Source organism: Pseudanabaena minima str. Chao 2107 (genome assembly GCF_051131155.1).
GTDB lineage: Bacteria > Cyanobacteriota > Cyanobacteriia > Pseudanabaenales > Pseudanabaenaceae > Pseudanabaena > Pseudanabaena minima.
The window spans coordinates 3855310-3873781 of sequence record NZ_CP159508.1 but is presented as its reverse complement, the minus strand read 5'-3'; the positions used below and the strand labels follow the sequence as shown (position 1 = coordinate 3873781).

The following is an 18472-nucleotide window of genomic DNA, read 5'->3' as shown; positions in this document are numbered from 1 at the left end:
TCAATTGAAAATGCCGATCTGAACTCCGATAATACCAACCTGTTTGCCTCTCAAATCAAAGATGCTCCGTATCTAACTAATGCACTGAGAACATTTGATGCAATGTACTCAATTTTTTAAGTACATTAAACGCCCGAATTATACACCAAGTTCATCAACTTGGTGAAAATAGCTAAAAAAGTAAAAACGACCCTTTGGGTCGTTTTTACTTTTAAGAATCAAGGGCGATCGCTTTATCGATCGCTAACTTTTGATTGAGACGAATTTGATAAGCTTGTAGTTCTTTGGGCTTGATGCCGCTAATGATACTAAAGCTATCAACATCAATGCCACGAGATAACATTTCGATACACCAAGTATGACGAGCTTGATCAATAGTTAAGTTTGAGCCATCAAGATTTTGATAGGGCTGCGTCCAACGCTCCCACATTTGTTCGAGTTCTTCTAACGACAAGGGCTGGCGATCGCTACTGAGAAATAAAAGCTCAATCTTGTCGCTATTTTGAAGCTCTTTTAGATCATTTGAACGATCCTTTAAATCATGATTAAGATCATTTTTACGAGTTTTGAGATAGGCACTGAGGGGATTATTGGTTGCTGAGCCATAACGATGACCGAGAATTTTTTGATTAAGAGGTACAGATCTCTCATTACCAGAATTGTCCTTGGTTCTTAAAATTCCATGATTAGCATGATGCTGATAGTCTGTTAGACCCAAGCGCGTAATATCAAGTGCTGTAATCCCTGATCCAAATAATAGATAGGCGATCGCGTAGTCCTTTACCCCACATTTTTTCGCTTGCAGCAGGATTTCGCGGACAATCTCCGCAGGGATATCAATAATTGGGTTTGCTTGAGAGATGGGGATAACTTCTTGAACAAACATATCCACCAATGTACTCACAAACTCATCGCGATCATTCCAGATTGCCTGTACGTCACTGGTTAAAGTGATTACTGCGTAACCCAAAATACAAGTATTTAATAAGTTAGCCAGCTTAATTGGGGGCAAAGAATATTGCAAGCGAGAATTAATCAACACATCATGGATGGCTGTAGCGATCGTCTGATTGACTTGATTAATGCCTTGGGCAAGTGCTTGACGACTCTCTAGGGGATATTGTCCTGCCTCCCCAACAAGCGATCGCACTAACTCAGGCACACTTTCGAGCGCCCGCAAAGAACTCTGAATGTAATATTTGAGAAATCTCCGCAAATCACTCTGACTAGAGATATCTGACACCATGAGCGACTCTCCCACTTGCGCCAACACCAAATATTTTTGCAGACATTCTTGCAATACGGCTAGCAATAAACCATGTTTATTACCAAAATGACGAAATAAAGTTACTTCATTAACCTGAGCAAAGTCAGCGATTTGGCGAGTAGTTGTCTCGGTGATTCCTTTGCTAGCAAACAACTCTAGTGCTGTGTTAACTATACGTTGACGAGTAGGAATTCGAGATACAGACATGAGCGCATGTACCATTTAGATGATTTGCAAGTGATACTTGCATTATTACTTAAAAAACAGTTAGACTTAGCATAACTGTAAGTGATACTTGCATCTCCTCACCACCCCTTAAGTTATTATTTCATGACCGCCACTACTGAAGCCATCTCAAAAGAACAAAACCTGAACTGGACAAATGTTGCCTTCTTCAGTGCTTTTCATCTCGCTGCCCTAGCTGCGCCTTTTTACTTCTCATGGCAAGCTGTAATCCTTACAGTCTTCTTGCATTGGTTATTTGGCAGCATTGGCATCACCTTAGGATATCATCGCTTACTTAGCCATCGTAGCTTTCAAGTGCCTCAGTGGTTGGAATACATCATCGCCACAATTGGAGCATTAGCCCTTCAAGGCGGTCCCGTGTTTTGGGTGGGCGGACATCGCCAGCATCACGGTTTTACAGAAGACAATCAAAAAGATCCCTACTCAGCAAATAAAGGTTTTTGGTGGAGCCACATGATGTGGATCATGTACTCCAAGCCTGAGCATTTTCAGCGTTCAAACTACTGTAAGTTTGCACCTGATCTTGCTAATGATCCTTACTACAAGTTTTTAGATGTTTACTTTCTACTGCTGCAAGTACCACTCGCAATATTACTTTATGTAATTGGCGAAACTGCCTTCTCTGGACTTGGTATGTCTTTCTTGGTTTATGGCATGGCAGTACGCTCCGTAGCTCTATGGCATAGCACTTGGTTGATTAACTCAGCTTGCCACAAATGGGGTTATAAGAATTTCACAGAGACTCCCGATCACTCTACAAACCTCTGGTGGGCAGCAATTTTGACCTATGGTGAAGGCTGGCACAACAATCACCATGCTTTTCCTAAGTCAGCAAGGTCTGGTCTGAAGTGGTGGGAAATCGATCCAACTTGGGGCGTGATCAATCTGTTGCAAACTGTTGGTTTAGCGAAGAAGGTCTATTTATCTGAACCTTGGCAAGCTAAGTAAAAAAGAAAGGGCGCTTAGCGCCCTTTCTTTTTTAGGGATCTAGCAAAAATAGATACATTGACTGGATCAGTAGTATGTAAACCTAATTCTACAAATGGGTTAATCAATGCGGGAAAGTAAGCATATGGATCATCGCCACATTCGCTTTAGCGATCGCCATGAGGAAGTCGATTTAGAGCAGTTGCAAGGATTATTTCGGTTGGGTGCATTTTGGGCAAAGGAGAGAACCTTGGCAGGACTAGCGATCGCTCTTTCTAACTCCAAGCCAGTCGTAACTGTGTGGGATGGCGATCGATTGATTGGTCATGCTCGCGCCACTAGTGACGGTATTTATCGAGCGACAATTTGGGATGTGGTGATCGATCCTGACTATCGTGGTGCAGGCTTAGGTCGTAAGCTAGTCCAAACGGTGTTGGCGCATCCTAATGTTTGTGATGTTGAGCGGGTTTATTTAATGACGACTCACCAGCAAAAGTTTTACGAACAGATCGGCTTTAAGCAAAATTCTTCAACCACTCTGGTCTTATTCAATAGGAATTGTAATAGCGATCTGCATCTCACAACTTCTGAGCTAGCTCAATCTACAATTAATTTCTAGATTTGCCATAGTATTTAGAGATACTTGCAAAGACTAAAATATATGTGACTATCTATGTACATACTAAGCTTATAGAAGAGTAGGAAGCGCAAAAACTCACTCTAATATGGTCTTCGGGTTCGCTCAGTCAAAGATATCTGAACGAATTCTAGCCTTGAAAAGGTCTAACTTTTTGTCAAACCTCTTCAGATTCCTATAGCTTTTTATTATCCCATTTCATTTGGTGGGAGCCAATGCTTGAAACTTCATCTCAAAGTCAGAAACGGACAAGGAGCGAATTTGAACGCCAACTGCATCGCCTAGAACAAGATTCTTTGCGAATGGGTGCACTTGTCGAAAACTCATTTCTTTTAGCTCATGCAGCCTTATTTGAAAGAGATCTTGAGTCTGCTACACGTATTGAGTCCCAAGACAAACAGATTGATCAGATCTATCGACAAATCGAAATGGAGTGTATCAGCTTAATCGCACTACAGTCACCAGTTGCTCGTGATCTCAGGCTTTTGAGTGCTCTCATGCAATTGATCCGAGATATTGAAAGAATTGGGGACTATGCTGAAAACTTAGGTGACATAGCAATTAAGCTTTTTCCCTATCCACCATCCCCCTATCTAGGTGAATTGCAAGTGATGTCTAATCGCTGTCGAGCCATGCTTGCTATGAGCTTAGAAGCCTTAGCCAATCTTGATGAGAATATTGGTTTACAAATTAAGGCGAAAGATGATGCGGTTGACGATGATTACAAGCAAATCTATAACCTACTCTCTTCTCAAAGGCTATTTGGCGAACCCATGGAACCTATAATGTTGATGGTATTAGCAATTCATCATTTAGAACGCATGGCAGATCATGCCACCAATGTTGGGCTGCGCGTTGCGTATATCGTTACTGGCAAACTTGGCTAGGTTTGCATAAATAAAAAAGTCGTATTGCGCCTTTTTTTATTTTCTAGTTTTTTATAGCGCTATAGCACGGTAATCTAAGTTAAGTGCTTTATAGCACATCTGATTTATGTGGGAAAGTTTTAAGGATTGAAATGAAGTCATATTTGGCGGCTGCCGTACAAATGACCAGTGTCTCTGATGTAGATAAAAATCTTGCTCAAGCAGAAGATTTGATCCAACTGGCTGTGAATCGAGGTGCAGAACTAGTTTGCTTACCTGAAAATTTTTCGTTTTTAGGCGATGAAAGCGAAAAGAAAAGACTTTCTACAGAAATTGCAGAAAAGAGCGAGAAGTTTTTAATTACGATCGCTCAACGCTATCAAATCCTGTTACTTGGTGGTGGATTTCCTGTCCCTGTCACTGACAGCAACAATGGCAATCAGGGCAAAATGTATAACACCGCTCTACTGATTGGTCGTGAAGGTGAGGAATTAGCCCGCTATCGCAAGATGCATTTGTTTGATGTTAATCTCCCTGATGGCAATACTTATCAGGAGTCAGCGACTGTGTTGGCAGGTAGTGAATCTCCGCCTGTCTATGTTTCTGAGAAATATGGCAACTTGGGGCTATCAGTTTGCTATGACGTGCGGTTCCCCGAACTGTATCGCCATTTATCTCAAAATGGTGCAAACGTTTTGTTTGTTCCTGCTGCTTTTACGGCTTTTACGGGTAAAGATCACTGGCAAGTTTTATTACAAGCTAGAGCCATTGAAAATACTAGCTATGTGATTGCACCTGCACAGGTGGGAATGCATACGCCACGCCGTCAGTCCCATGGTCATGCGATGATTGTCGATCCTTGGGGCATTGTTCTTGCTGATGCAGGAGATCACATTGGAGTGGCGATCGCGGAGATCCAACCCTCACGCCTTGATCAAATTCGTCGCCAGATGCCATCTTTACAACATCGCACCTTTTCCTGTTATTAAGAAAAGACTGTGTAATACCAAAGCACAAAATGGCTCTGCCATTTTGTGCTTTTAAAACCCTTGTTGGGTTTGATTTTCAATTCACAAAAGTGTCGCCACACTTTTGTGAATTGGTATAAATCATCAAAATCCAAGAGAATTAGTGGTGCGGCGCAAAAAAGTGTCGCACCACTAATTTTTGGGCGGTAAGAGAGCAATTAGAATTGCTGGGTGTAAGGTACAGCCTTTTCTTTTTGGGCGATGTTTATAAAATATGTATTAAAATCTTAAGCAATGGGTTGTTCTGTTTTTTTTAAGTGCTCCCAAACTAGATCCTCACATATATCCCTAGGCTTTTTCAATTCTTTCTCTGGCATAAGCAGCTATGCAACCTTTTCCAGTGCTTGGTAACACGATCCGTCCGCTACAACATCGCGACTTAGAGTTTATTCAGCGATTTGCATCGCCCAATGATCTCGAACAGATTGCGGTCAGCGATCTTAGTGGCTGTCGCAGTCGCCAAAAAATCAGCTTACATCAGCTAGCCAGTTGGTTGCCTGCTCCTGTGCAAACCCTGCTCAAACCCTATGTAAGAGCCTATGTCTCCGAATGTAATGGCATTATCCAAGGCTTTATTCGGGTTTCACCTTTTAATAACAACAGCAGTACTTGGCAGATTGATCGCGTCGTGGTTCTGCCAGAAGCCCAGAATGGTCAGCACAACGTTGGCACACAACTGATTCGCTACTGCCTAGAGTCTTGTTTAGAGGCGAGAACTTGGGTATTGCAGGTTGACATTAACCAAAAAGATACGATCGCTCTCTATCGTCAGAATGGCTTTCAGCCTCTGGCTCAATTTACTGATTGGGAAATTGATACGGCAAGTCTGCATGAACTTGCTCAACATTCTCCTGATTTGCCTAATTTGATGCCCGTCAGTAATGCTGATGCCAGCTTGCTTTATCAACTTGATACCGCTGCGATGCCTCCACACATTCGCCAAGTTTACGATCTCAATGTTGATGATTTTCGAGCCAAGACGATCGATAAACTGGTTAATCACAGTTCCTTGCTGATTAACCATTTGCAGGATGTGTCGGGCTATGTCTATGAGCCACAGCGCAAAGCTGCGATCGGTTACTTTTATTTACTATTGCAGCGCCCAACCGTCAATCAGACCAATGAAAAACTGGTTCACCATTGCCAGCTCACGGTTCATCCCGCCTACACATGGCTTTATCCTGAACTCACTTCACAAATTGCACGCATTGTCACTAAGCAATCTCCTGAGAAGTTGTCTGAGCATGTTAGCCTCCAACTATCTTCGGCTGATTATCAGCCTGAACGTGAAGATTATTTAGAAAGTATTCATGCCCAACGTCAAGGGCATTCTTTACTAATGGCGCGTTCAGTTTGGCATAAGATTCGGGAGACCAAACCTGTCCTTGATGGTTTACAACTTTCCCGTATGTTGTCAGGTTTACAGCCTAATCAAAAGCCGATTCCAGGTCGAATCGAGACTTTACCTCAACAGCATCAACATACTGATGAACCACTTTAGACACCAAGAGAAATGAAGAGATATCAGTTGTTCAAGCTCTGAAAATCGCACCCTAGTTCTGTTGCTAAAATTTGCCATTGACACTTTTAGCAACTGAGTTACAGGGGACTTCAGCAAAATATGCTAGAAAAACCCTACTTAATGAAGTTATTGTTAACTGATCTAATTTTGGTTCAATTTATACAAAATGAAGATCCACAAGATCGCTAGGATTAGACACTGGACATTTAGGCATTGGATGCACCTTTAAAAACGCTTGACTATGAAAATTCTCAAAATCCAGACATTACGTGGTCCAAACTATTGGAGTATCCAACGACATCAGCTTGTAGTTGTGCGATTAGATTTAGAGGATTTTCAAGTACAACGAACTGGCTTTTATCAAAACCTATGCAAAGTGTTGCCAAGTCTAGCGGGGAAAGACATTGCAAAGCGCTCAGATATTAGTGACTCCGATTTCTTAGCGGAAATTGTGAAAGATATTGCGATCGCCCTTCAAGGTTATGTGGGCATGAAGGTTGATTTCGGCACGATTAGACAAACTGTTGAAAAAAATGTCTATCAAGTAGTATTTGAGTATCAGACCGAGGGTGCAGGACGTTATGCAGCCCGTGCCGCTGTAAGGATTTGTACCAGTATTTTAGAGACAGGAACCTATGCAACTACGGAGTTGCAAGAGGATCTCAAGGATTTAAGGGATATTCGCCTTGATGGTCAATTAGGTCCCAGTACTGAGTCAATTGTTGCTGAAGCCAAGGCAAGAAATATTCCGTGGTTAGAACTGGGTAGTCGTGCCATGATCCAACTAGGCTATGGTGTCTATCAGAGTCGGATTCAGGCAACTTTATCGAATAAGACGGGGATTTTAGCGGTAGAGCTAGCCTGTGATAAGGAAGGCACAAAGAGCATTTTGCGGGCTTCGGGAATACCTGTGCCAAGGGGAACAACGATCCGATCGCCTAAATATTTAGAAGATGCGATCGCTGAAGTTGGGGGCTTTCCAATTGTAATTAAGCCCTTAAATGGTAATCATGGACGCGGGATCACCATTGATGTACGTACTGTCAAAGAAGCGATCGATGCCTTTGATATGGCGCAAGAGGTGTCAGAAGAAGTAATTATTGAGCGGTTTCATACGGGACGCGATCACCGTGTACTAGTCATTAACGGCAAATTTGTAGCTGTTGCCGAGCGGGTTCCTGCCAATGTTACAGGTGATGGCGTTTCCACAATTTCGCAATTGATTGAAATTACCAACCAAGATCCCCGTCGTGGCGATGGTCATGATAATGTCTTGACCCGCATCGAGATCGATCGCACGAGCATGGATATTTTGGCGAGACAAGGCTTTACATTGGACTCCGTCCCACCGAAAGGTCAAGTCTGCTATCTCAAGGCAACTGCTAACCTCAGTACAGGTGGTGTATCCGTGGATCGCACTGATGAGATTCACCCTGAAAATATCTGGCTAGCGGAAAGAGTTGCCAGGATCATTGGCTTAGATATCGCAGGAATTGATGTGGTTACAGAAGATATCTCTGTGCCTGTGCGTCAAGTCGATGGAGCGATCGTGGAGGTAAATGCTGCGCCTGGTTTCAGAATGCATACTGCTCCCAGCATTGGTACACCCCGCAATGTGGCTGCACCTGTGATCGATATGCTATTTCCGACGGGATCACCTACTCGTGTTCCCATCGTTGCCATCACAGGCACAAATGGCAAAACTACCACAACGCGCTTAATTGCCCATATTTTCAAACAAACTGGTAAGCGTGTGGGTTACACCACCACTGATGGTATATATATCGGTGAATGCTTAGTCGAGAAAGGCGATACTACTGGTCCCTATAGCGCCCAAGTAATTCTTCGAGATCCCACAGTTGAAGTGGCAGTCCTAGAAACTGCTAGAGGCGGCATTTTGCGATCGGGTTTAGGTTTTGATGGCTGCGATGTTGGTGTAGTGATGAACGTCGCTGCCGATCACCTTGGTATTGGCGACATTGATACAATTGAAGACCTTGCCCAACTCAAGAGTGTAGTTGTGAAGACGGCTTTACCAAGCGGCTATGCAGTACTGAATGCTGATGATCCATTAGTTGTTGCTATGGCTCAAGAGCTACAGTCCAAAGTTGCGTATTTCAGCATGAATCCTGATAATCCTTTGATCAAGTCCCATATTGCCGAAGGTGGACTTGCCGCAGTCTATGAAGACGAATTTCTGACAATTTTGAAAGGTGACTGGAAATTGCGGATTGAAAAGGCGATAAATGTCCCTCTGACCCTTGGCGGACGCGCTGCCTTTAATATTCAAAATTCACTAGCGGCAAGTTTAGCTGCTTTTGCTCAGGATGTGCAAATCGAGCAAATTCGTCAAGGTCTAGCTACCTTTGTTGCTTCTAGCGAGCAGACCCCTGGACGCATGAATTTGTTTGACCTAGGTAAGTATCATGCGCTAGTTGATTACGCCCATAATCCTGCGGGATTTAAAGCGATCGCCGATTTTATCCAAAAATGGGAAGGTGAAGCGATCGGGGTGATTGGCGCACCAGGCGATCGCCGTGATGAAGACATCATTGAGCTAGGACAACTGGCTGCAACCATGTTTAGTCGTATTTTTGTGAAAGAAGACAAGGATTTACGGGGACGTGCTCCTCGTGTAGTAGCTGACCTGTTACGCCAAGGAGTCGAAGAAGTGGATAGTAATATCCCCTGTATTACAATTCTTGACGAATCGGAAGCCATCACAGCCGCCTTGGATAGCGCCCCTCAAAGTAGTTTAGTTGTGGTATTTCCTGACAAAGTGGATTCAGCTATTGCTATCATTGAATCGCGAAAGTCCAAACTGTCCTCGTAAAGTCCGCCTATGCCGCGTGTAATTTGCCTTGGCGAAGTTTTAATTGATCAAATAGCTGAAGATATTGGGGTTCCCTATGACCAAGTTAATTCTTGGAAACCTTATTTTGGCGGAGCGCCTGCTAATGTTGCCTGTGGTTTAGCCAAACTGGGAACTCCTGTCAGTTTGATTAGCTGCGTTGGTCAAGATGCCGCAGGAAATGATTTACTCAAACAATTGGGAGCCGCAGGTGTAGAAACTTCAGGCGTGCAAGTGCATCCTAAGTCTACTACCCGTGAGGTTTATGTCACCCGTGATGCTCACGGCGATCGCAGTTTTGATCGCTTTAATGGTGATGCGAATACGGTATTTGCTGACACCTTGATGTCTGCTGAACACTTGCCTGAGCATTTATTTGCGGATGCTAAATTTTTGGTATTAGGCACATTGGGTTTAGCAAATCCACAAACCTCAAGAGCGATCGGTCGAGCGCTAAAACTTGCTGAGCAAAATTTTGTCAAAGTGGTAGTTGATGTTAATTGGCGAGCGATGTTCTGGAAAAATCCTGAGCAGGTAGCTAAACTCTTGCCAGTTTTACTGAAATACACTGATTTTCTGAAAATGACTGAGGATGAGGCAAAGCTGCTATTTCGGTTAACTAGTCCCGCCGCGATCGCCCAAGCCTATAGTCATTTGGAAGGAATTTTGATCACCAATGGCAATCAAGACTGTCGCTACTATTTAGGTGAAAAGCAAGGCAAGCACCCTGTCTATCCTGTGCATTCGATCGATACGACTGGCGCGGGAGATGCTTTTTTAGCAGCATTTATCCATAAAATCTATCATCGTCCGCTTACCCATCTCCTTGATTCTAAGTTTACGGATGAAGTCATCGGCTATGCCTGTGCTGCTGGTGCTTTGACGACTTTAGGCATGGGTGCGATCACTGCTCAACCAAGCGATCGGCAAATTCGTGAATTTCTAACCATGCGCGAAGCAAAACATTAAAATCATCTACTTTGGTGGCGCGAAGCACCACAACTATTTGCCATGCACTCTTTATCTTTGCCCACATGGGTAATTCATATTTCTAGCGTGATCGAATGGACTTTGGCTATTTGGCTCATTTGGCAATATGACAAGCAAAATCCAGATCGCGGATGGCGCAACTTAGCATGGGCGATGTTTCCTGCCTTAGTCAGTGCTATGTGTGCTGTGACTTGGCACTTTTTTGATAATGCTGACTCGTTGGAATGGCTAGTGACGGTACAAGCTGCTTTAACCTTAATCGGCAATAGTACCTTAGCGATCGCTGCTTATTTTATTTGGAAAATTGCCAGTACAAAAACACAGAGTTAGTTTTTGGTGCTGGGCAAAGCCAGCATCAAAAACTAGATGAAATTATGCCTAAAGAAGCCTTATTCGGATTATCTCTATTTCCTTACCTCGCGTTCCTATGGTTCGCGACCAAATCTCAGCAATTTCCGAAGCTAGGACTTTGGGGGTTTTATGGGACATTAGTTTTTGTGGCGATTACGATTCCCGCAGGGATTTATGCTCAGACACAATATAACGAAGCCTTAGCCAATGTTGATTGGTTGCATGGAAGTGCGGAGTCGTTTTTAACAATGACCAATATTTTGCTGGTTTTAGGCTTTAAAAATGCGCTTAAACCTAAAGATTAGATCTGGCAAAGCGTATCTATCTTTAAAACCCGAATAGGTTGCGGCGGTGCAAAGCACCGCCGCAACCTATTCGGGTTTTGATTTGTCCAATATAATGAGCAATTATTGTAGTTAACGTCTCTGACTGCTAATGCGAGGAATTTATGAACAGACATTATCAACGCATTTCTCAATTTTCAGCGATCGCTATTTTAGCGATCGCTAGCACTGCAATTAGTCCAGTCTTGGCCCAATCAACACAACCACGCCAAGGTGATGCTGATCGCTTACGCTCTGCGAAAGGTCAGCCAATCTCACCTACAAATACCGATCAGTTTTCGATAGAAAGAGGGTTACCTAATTCTGATCTCAAAATTCAAAATATCAATCTTGACATTGAAGAGATTCAGCCAGTGATTCCTGGTAATTACAACGCTTCTCCTCAGAAAGTTAACCGCTCTGGTACTTTTAGCAGCGATCCTCTCAACGCTGTCCAGATTTTCCAAGAGTCAGGATCATCTCGGCGTGAAAAATAGAATAGAGAGTTAGCGCCAAGCGCTAACTCTCTATTAGTAGATGTCCTGTAGCCAAACCGCAAGCTCGCTTGATTGGTAGAGCAGCGGCTAAGTCAAAGGCAGCTTGTCTGGCGATCACTCCGTCGATGGTAGTGGTTACCACTACATCCAAGCCAGCCTGAAAAGCGATCGCGGCTGCATGATTTGCCGTGATAATTCCTCCTAGTGCCATTGGTTTGAGAATAATAATATCGGCAGCTTGAGCCTTAATCACTTGCAGCAATTGGGCAAGATTATTGACAGATTCATCAGCAGCGACGGGAATTGATTGCGATCTCCTAACTTCTCCCATTCCTACCAAATTGGAAGCAGCAACAGGTTGCTCGACATATTCTATTTCCAAAAACTCTAGTTTTTTTAAATTTGCGATCGCCTCCTCTACAGACCATCCCTGATTCGCATCAATCCGAATTTGGATATTATTCCCAATCTGCGATCGCACTGCTTCTACTCTTCGCAAATCCATTTCAAAATTTTGCGTTCCCACCTTGATTTTGAGACAGGGATAACCTTGTTCTATGTATTCCCTTGCTTTTGTTGCGGCTATTTCAGGTTCAGTCGCTCCAATCACTGCATTAACAGTAACTTGATCTCGCACTATTCCCGAAAAGGAATTAGCTAACAATTGAGAAATGGAAATACCTTGCACTTGTGCCAATAAATTCAGTAATGCTAATTCAATTCCATGTTTTGCCGCAGGAGTAGAATCATATTTTGCTAGTAAATTCTCAATATCTTTGAGGTTTTGGATTTCTGCATTAATCAGCGATCGCTGAGCTTCTTTTAAGGCTTGTTCTGTTTCGAGTAGAGATTCCATCCCAAAACCATAAAGTGGCGCAGACTCACCTAAGCCAATATGCTGAACTTGATGATCAGATGGGCGATCGCGAATCTTAATTATAAAACCTTTACGATTCAGAAGTATACCCGCCGCAGTTTGAAAGGGTTCGCGGAAAGCCAATTGATAAGGCTGATATTGGATTGATTGAACCGTAAAAGTCACAGATATTCACTTCCTCATCTAAAAATAGACATTCAAACCTAAGAATTAGTGGTGCGGTGCAAAGCACAGTAACACTAATTCTTAAGTGAGAAAGGAGTAAACCATATTAAAAGTTATAAGAAAGTTATAAGAATCTTAATGCATGTTGCAAATCAGATTTTATAGTTTATATTCTTAGTAAGAGCTTCTTTAGAGAGTTTAAGACAGTGGTTAAACAAAGTTTTTTGATTTCTGCTAGTGTACTTGCCTTGAGTCTAGTGGCAAACGTTGCTTCTGCTTCTGCTGATCAATGGTATTTCTACGTTAAGAATAATAGCAATTCGACAATCAAAAAGTTGATGGTGGGTGAGCCAGAAAAGACTTGGGGACAGTTTGATATTGGCTCAGGTATTGTCTCAGGGGAGAATGCCAAGATGGTCTGGGACAGTTCCACTGATAATCAATCGTGTAAACAATGGATTAAGGCTGAATTTGCTGATGGTAGCGAAAGCGCTCCATCTTACATTGATTTCTGTCAAAATCTAGATGATCCGATTGTATTCCGATAGAAACAATGATTTCTAATTTCTGCCTTAACAAAAAAGATGTAACGATGCGTAGCACGCATAATTACATCTTTTTTTATTGTCATCAAACTGATTGGGGTGAATCAAGAACGCGATCGATCAATCCATAGGTAAGAGCTTCTTGAGAAGACATGTAATAGTCGCGATTCATATCCCGCTCAATCTTTTCTAGGGGCTGTCCAGTTCGCTTGGCATATTCTTCATTCAACTTATGGCGAATCCGAATGATTTCTCTCGCCTCAATTTCAATGTCGGACGCTTGACCACGAGTGCCACCTGATGGCTGGTGAATCATAATTCGCGCATTGGGCAGAGCATAGCGCTTACCTTTAGCTCCAGCCATCAACAGGTATGAACCCATTGAAGCCGCTAGTCCAACACAAATTGTGGTTACATCAGCTTTAATATGCTGCATCGTGTCAAAAATTGCCAATCCTGCGGAAACTGAGCCACCAGGAGAGTTGATATACATGTAGATATCTTTGGATTGGTCTTCAGAATCAAAGTAGAGCAATCGAGCAATGATCGAATTTGCCATCCCATCCGAAACTTCTCCACTTAGGAAAATAATTCGCTCCATTGACAGGCGCTCGTAGATGCTAATCCACTGCGTATATGAGTCACCAGGATAGCGATAGGGAACTCTAGGAACACCGATAGGCATAGTTTTGAATTGGTAATTGGTAACTGGTAATTGGTAACTGGTAATTGCGGATTCGTGAAGTATGGGATTGGTAATTAAGGTTTGATCAATGATTAGTGGTTAATGATGATTAATTAACAATTTCACCTACCACCAATTACCAATTACCAATCACCAATCACTAAACAAGTGCTGGGACTGCTTTAGGCAAATCTTTAGTACTTTCGAGTACGCGATCAATTAGCCCGTATTCTTTAGCTTGCTCAGGAGTCATATAAAACATCCGATCCATATCCTTGGTAAGTACCTCAGGTGACTTGCCTGTAGTTCGTGACAGGATTCTCAGCATTGCTTCGCGATTGGTCAGTACTTCCTTAGCTTGAATCTGCAAGTCAGAGGCTTGTCCTCTAGTTTGGCGACGAGCTTGATGTAGGACAATCGTGGCATTAGGCAAGCTCGCTCGGAAACCTTTAGTTCCACAGGCAAGGATCATTGCGGCAGTCCCCATAGCTTGTCCAAGGCAGATGGTATGGACGGGAGGCTTAATGTAGTTGAGTGTGTCACAGATGGCAAATGCTTCGGTTTCAAATCCGATCGCATCACCTGTGTACCAAGATGTCCCTGTGGAGTTGATATACAGGAAAATCGGTTTTTCGGGATCTTCGTATTGTAAATATAAAAGTTGGGCGATGAGCAATTCTGTGACATCGACACCAAGCTGCTGTTTGTATTCGTCGGGAGATACAAGAGGCAACCCAAAGTAAATAATCCGCTCTTTTAGCAGTAGCGAAGGTAAGTCAGGCGGCGGTGTGCGTCCGTATGACGAATCCCCTGAATAGGCGGCTTGTGCGGCTTGGGGAACAGAGCGAGAAGGTCGATCCATGTTTATTCGTGTTAATGACACTAACACTGTTAGCTTATCACAGCGATCCCACTGCGATTGTTGATCCTAGCCAAGATTGAGGTAGGGTTAGCCGTCTAGGGACACTAGAACCAGAATAGACTTTTTGAAAGTGTCGCTTCGCGACACTTTCAAAAAGTCTATTCTGGCTCTTTGGAGGGCATGGTGCGCTGTCTTGTTTGACAGAGTGTCTTTTGACGGCTAGGGAAAGTACCGTCATGATATATCCAGACTAAAATTCAACTCGACTTTGCGGCTAAGCCGCGTAGGGCATCAGCTGTGGCTTTGCCCTTATTTTTCGTGAATATTTAAGGACTAACTAACTATGAAACGCATTTTTTCTATTCTTGCGATCGCCTTAACAATCTTGGTGAGTCTTGCTTTCGGTCAACCAGCTTTTGCTGAAGTTTCCGCAGGTGCAAAAATCTTTAACAACAACTGCGCTCAATGTCATGCAGGTGGCAAAAATAATGTAGTCGCAGCCAAAACCTTAAAAGCAGATGCCTTAGAAAAGTATGGCAAGAACACTGTTGAAGCAATTTCTCTACAAGTTTCTAAGGGTAAAGGTGCAATGCCTGCCTTTGGGAAAAAACTTAGCGCTGATGAAATTACCCTAGTTGCTAACTATGTGCTTGACCAAGCTGAGAAAGGTTGGCCAAAAGCATAAAGAAGTAAGTTAAGCCGCGCATTGCGCGGCTTAACTTGGAGAGAGCTACATTTTTAAGGTAAGAGGTAATAGAGCGCATGATTAATCCTAATAAATACCCATTTCAAGCTAAATTTGTATCTAAGTTCGTAGTTTTGCTGCCTTTAATCGCGATGGCAAATCTGACTAGTATTAATGCAGCTATTTCTAAAACGTTAAAACCCAGTGCTAGCTCACAGATTTTTAATGCTAAGGGCGAACTGGTGGGAACTGCAACTTTTACCCAATCTACTTCAGGTGTCAAAGTAACTCTGCAAGTTCAAAAACTGGCTCAGGGAGAGCATATGGTGCACTTACATGAAAATGGTAAATGTGAAGCGCCAGACTTTAAATCAGCAGGCAATCATTTCGATCCAAAGCGATCGCTCATGGATAATTCCCACGATCACAGGCTTCATCATATGCATAACAAACATCATCATCATACTCATTACAAACATGAGGATATGAAGCATGGCGTTGACCAACATCAGCCTGCTGGTGATTTGCCAAATATCATGGTTCAGCAGGATGGGACAGGAACTTTAACAGCAACCTTGTCAGAGTTAACTCTAGGTACAGGGCACAACTCTTTACTAAAGAAAGGTGGCACTGCGATCGTCATTCATGCAGGCGCAAATGGAAAATCAACAATTCCCAATGTTGACTATAAAACCCGTATTGCTTGTGGCGTTGTCAAATCTCAATAATTAAGAATTATCGTTAATCAATGTTTGAAGTAGCTTCTATCCTTTTGAATTTGCATTTATCCACTGCTTACAATATTAATAGTTCACAATTAGAAAAACTTCCAGCACCTGTTCGCATTGCCCATGAAGTAAAAACTTCTCAAGATGTTGGTGGCACAATTCATATTGAACCCAATGATCGACCTGTTGCGGGTAAAAAATCGAGAATTTGGATCGCGCTTACTAAACGAGGCGGTGAACTTATCCCTTACGGAAAATGCAATTGTCGGTTAGAAGTGCGATCGCTAACTGATCGCAACATCAAATTTACGGTAGCTAATCCTTTGTCAATTATTGAGCGCTATTTGGGATTGCCAAGTATGGAGGTTACATTTCCTCAAGTAGGTAGATATGAACTGCGTTTGAGTGGTTCGGCAAGAGAGGGTGAAGATTTTGCCCCCTTTGAATTAACTTTTACGACAAATGTGGGTAGATAGACATCAATTTGCGCTCAAGCCAAAATCAAGAGATTTCTTTTAGAGTAGCTGTAGGGGCTTGGTCTCCAAGCCCCTACCATTGCGATAATCTAGGGATTTGGTCTCCAAATCCTCTTGCAGGATGACATGGAAACATGATGACTATCTTTGTTCTACCTAATACCAGTTTTAAAAATAATTCAGCGCAAGGCGCTATAAATAAAGAATGCTAGATTTATTGCTTGTTGCTGCTTTAGGTTTTTTAGGGAGTTTTGGTCATTGTGTGGGGATGTGTGGTCCCCTGACCGTCGCTTTTTCGCTTTCAGGTAAAGATAGCAATTCCCAAAATCATCCTCTAGCTTGGCAACAGCATTTGTATTTTCATGCATTGCTGAACATCGGCAGAATTTTAAGCTATGCGATCGCAGGGGCTTTTATTGGGGCGATCGGTTCGGTACTAGTAGCTAGTGGACAGTTAGCAGGTTTAGAGAGCGATCTGCGGCGTTGGCTTGCGATTTTGACAGGTATTCTTTTGGTATGGATGGGACTTGTGCAGATTAAGCCAGAAGGTTTGCCAAATATGCCTTTTCTTAATCCTATGGCATTAGTGGGGCTACATCAACGCCTTAGCAGCGCAATGATGAAACTATCGCTGCATTCCCATCCACTGACACCCGCTTTACTCGGCATGACATGGGGATTGATTCCCTGTGGATTTCTCTACACAGCTCAGATCAAGGCGGCAGAAACTAGCAATATGACTCAGGGAGCCTTGACGATGTTAGCCTTCGGATTGGGAACTTTGCCATCGATGCTGGGTATCGGCGTATTTGCGGGATTACTGAGTCGCGATCGCCGCAGTCAGTTATTTCGCTTGGGTGGCTGGATTACACTCACAATTGGCATCTTAACGCTGTTACGCACCAGTGACATGGTGGACTATACAGGTCATGCAGGTTTGATTTTGCTAATTCTTGCCCTTGCTGCTCGTCCGCTCAGTCATCTTTTTAAGGCTTGTTCAGTCTTAATGACCTACCGCCGAGCGATCGGTGTTGGTGCATTTGTCCTATCCCTTGCCCATACTTTCCATAAGGTTGAGCATACTTTTCAATGGAACTTTGATGCTTTATCCTTCATGATTCCGCAGCACCAGATTTCAATTTGGTTAGGTGCGATCGCGATCGCGTTGATGGCTCCCGCCGCTCTCACCAGTTCTGATTGGATGATGGCGAAACTGGGTAAATCTTGGCGCTATGTCCATTTACTCTCAGTTCCTGCCTTGGTATTAGCATCAGTACATACCATCGTGATCGGTTCTAATTATCTGGGAGCAGTGGACTGGACTCCTAAGAATTGGATTTTGACGGGTTTATGTGGAGTAATTACAGTGGGGACTGTGTTAATTAGGTTTTTGAGATTTGGAGATCGGAAACTGAGGAAAAAATAGCCTTGCATAGAGGTTCCATTTATGCGGTTAATTCTTGATACTTCTGTTTCAATGCTTCGGGTATCCGCATGGGTTTATTATTTTGGAGATCGACAAAAATACCAACCTGTTCGCCCAAAGCAGCCACTTTGCCATTAACGGCGATCGCTGCATTGACAGTCCATCGTAAAGATTCCAAATTTTGCATCCACATTTTGCCACTGGGCTGATCAGAAATCTTGATCGACTGTTTATAATCAATTTTTGTTTGTAAAATCACAGGTGCGAATCCATTTTTGATCTGTTCTTCCAATGGGAAATGACGGGCTAGCATCTCTAAGCGCAAATCTTCTAACCAGCGCACGTAAACGATATTATTCACGATGCCTGCAAAGTCAATGTCGTAAGTCCTCACTGGCAGAGGTATTTCGATCTCAAATGGTTGTTTTAGGGTTGTTGCAGTCATAGAGTAACTTTTAAATTGCAAGTTAAAAAGTATGTTAACGCATATAGATTGTAAAATGCAAGTAACTAAACTA

Annotated in this window: 20 protein-coding genes; 15 read left to right on the top strand and 5 right to left on the bottom strand. The window is 43.0% G+C overall.

Features of this window, described 5'->3' with window-relative positions; translation table 11 throughout:
- Positions 1–211 precede the first annotated feature (211 nt).
- Positions 212–1474 carry a TetR family transcriptional regulator gene (locus ABM313_RS17715; RefSeq protein ID WP_434684478.1) on the bottom strand — a complete coding sequence of 421 codons (1263 nt, stop codon included), beginning with the start codon at positions 1472–1474 and terminating at the stop codon, positions 212–214.
- A gap of 123 nt (positions 1475–1597) precedes the next feature.
- Here ABM313_RS17715 and ABM313_RS17710 point away from each other — a divergent pair, with 123 nt between their 5' ends.
- The 10 genes from ABM313_RS17710 to ABM313_RS17665 all read left to right on the top strand — a co-directional run bounded on the left by ABM313_RS17710 (position 1598) and on the right by ABM313_RS17665 (position 11505).
- Entirely contained in the window at positions 1598–2461 is an 864-nt protein-coding gene (locus tag ABM313_RS17710; protein WP_434684477.1) for an acyl-CoA desaturase, read from the top strand.
- Positions 2462–2585: 124 nt separating this feature from the next.
- Positions 2586–3059, top strand: coding sequence for a GNAT family N-acetyltransferase (locus ABM313_RS17705; protein WP_434684476.1), 474 nt, complete (start codon positions 2586–2588; stop codon positions 3057–3059).
- Between the two features lie 233 nt (positions 3060–3292).
- Positions 3293–3964, top strand: coding sequence for a phosphate signaling complex protein PhoU (gene phoU, locus ABM313_RS17700; RefSeq protein ID WP_434684475.1), 672 nt, complete (start codon positions 3293–3295; stop codon positions 3962–3964).
- Between the two features lie 131 nt (positions 3965–4095).
- A complete protein-coding gene (locus ABM313_RS17695; RefSeq protein WP_434684474.1) occupies positions 4096–4932 on the top strand; it encodes a carbon-nitrogen hydrolase family protein in 837 nt (278 codons plus the stop codon).
- A 364-nt stretch (positions 4933–5296) separates the two neighbouring features.
- Positions 5297–6472 (top strand): GNAT family N-acetyltransferase, encoded by a 1176-nt coding sequence (locus tag ABM313_RS17690; RefSeq protein ID WP_434684473.1) that lies wholly within the window; start codon positions 5297–5299, stop codon positions 6470–6472.
- 262 nt (positions 6473–6734) lie between these two features.
- Complete coding sequence (gene cphA, locus ABM313_RS17685; protein WP_434684472.1) at positions 6735–9326, top strand: cyanophycin synthetase; 2592 nt, start codon at positions 6735–6737, stop codon at positions 9324–9326.
- Positions 9327–9335: 9 nt separating this feature from the next.
- Entirely contained in the window at positions 9336–10313 is a 978-nt protein-coding gene (locus tag ABM313_RS17680) for a carbohydrate kinase family protein (protein WP_434684471.1), read from the top strand.
- A gap of 42 nt (positions 10314–10355) precedes the next feature.
- A complete protein-coding gene (locus ABM313_RS17675; RefSeq protein ID WP_323262456.1) occupies positions 10356–10664 on the top strand; it encodes a DUF2499 domain-containing protein in 309 nt (102 codons plus the stop codon).
- A 44-nt stretch (positions 10665–10708) separates the two neighbouring features.
- Entirely contained in the window at positions 10709–10990 is a 282-nt protein-coding gene (locus tag ABM313_RS17670; RefSeq protein WP_094532806.1) for a DUF3593 domain-containing protein, read from the top strand.
- Positions 10991–11133: 143 nt separating this feature from the next.
- Positions 11134–11505, top strand: a complete 372-nt coding sequence (locus tag ABM313_RS17665) for a hypothetical protein (RefSeq protein ID WP_434684470.1) — start codon at positions 11134–11136, stop codon at positions 11503–11505.
- Positions 11506–11527: 22 nt separating this feature from the next.
- Here the strand turns inward: ABM313_RS17665 and menC are convergent, their stop codons facing one another.
- Complete coding sequence (menC, locus tag ABM313_RS17660) at positions 11528–12547, bottom strand: o-succinylbenzoate synthase (protein WP_434684469.1); 1020 nt, start codon at positions 12545–12547, stop codon at positions 11528–11530.
- A 206-nt stretch (positions 12548–12753) separates the two neighbouring features.
- Between menC and ABM313_RS17655 the strand changes: the two genes are divergently transcribed.
- A complete protein-coding gene (locus ABM313_RS17655) occupies positions 12754–13095 on the top strand; it encodes a hypothetical protein (protein WP_434684468.1) in 342 nt (113 codons plus the stop codon).
- A gap of 82 nt (positions 13096–13177) precedes the next feature.
- Here ABM313_RS17655 and ABM313_RS17650 read toward each other — a convergent pair whose 3' ends face one another.
- Together ABM313_RS17650 and ABM313_RS17645 are read right to left on the bottom strand one after the other, a co-directional pair.
- On the bottom strand, positions 13178–13777 hold the full coding sequence (locus ABM313_RS17650) for an ATP-dependent Clp protease proteolytic subunit (protein WP_434684467.1): 600 nt from the start codon (positions 13775–13777) through the stop codon (positions 13178–13180).
- A 160-nt stretch (positions 13778–13937) separates the two neighbouring features.
- Positions 13938–14639, bottom strand: coding sequence for an ATP-dependent Clp protease proteolytic subunit (locus ABM313_RS17645; protein ID WP_094532815.1), 702 nt, complete (start codon positions 14637–14639; stop codon positions 13938–13940).
- Positions 14640–14982: 343 nt separating this feature from the next.
- Here ABM313_RS17645 and petJ point away from each other — a divergent pair, with 343 nt between their 5' ends.
- The 4 genes from petJ to ABM313_RS17625 all read left to right on the top strand — a co-directional run bounded on the left by petJ (position 14983) and on the right by ABM313_RS17625 (position 17954).
- A complete protein-coding gene (petJ, locus tag ABM313_RS17640) occupies positions 14983–15324 on the top strand; it encodes a cytochrome c6 PetJ (protein WP_434684466.1) in 342 nt (113 codons plus the stop codon).
- Between the two features lie 77 nt (positions 15325–15401).
- Positions 15402–16052 carry a superoxide dismutase family protein gene (locus ABM313_RS17635; RefSeq protein WP_434684465.1) on the top strand — a complete coding sequence of 217 codons (651 nt, stop codon included), beginning with the start codon at positions 15402–15404 and terminating at the stop codon, positions 16050–16052.
- Between the two features lie 20 nt (positions 16053–16072).
- Positions 16073–16528: a hypothetical protein gene (locus ABM313_RS17630; protein ID WP_434684464.1), complete on the top strand. Its 456-nt coding sequence runs from the start codon at positions 16073–16075 to the stop codon at positions 16526–16528.
- 205 nt (positions 16529–16733) lie between these two features.
- On the top strand, positions 16734–17954 hold the full coding sequence (locus ABM313_RS17625; protein ID WP_434684463.1) for an urease accessory protein UreH domain-containing protein: 1221 nt from the start codon (positions 16734–16736) through the stop codon (positions 17952–17954).
- Between the two features lie 19 nt (positions 17955–17973).
- On the opposite strand, the gene ABM313_RS17620 is transcribed toward ABM313_RS17625, so the two are convergent.
- On the bottom strand, positions 17974–18399 hold the full coding sequence (locus ABM313_RS17620; RefSeq protein WP_434684462.1) for an acyl-CoA thioesterase: 426 nt from the start codon (positions 18397–18399) through the stop codon (positions 17974–17976).
- Between the last annotated feature and the right edge of the window lie 73 nt (positions 18400–18472).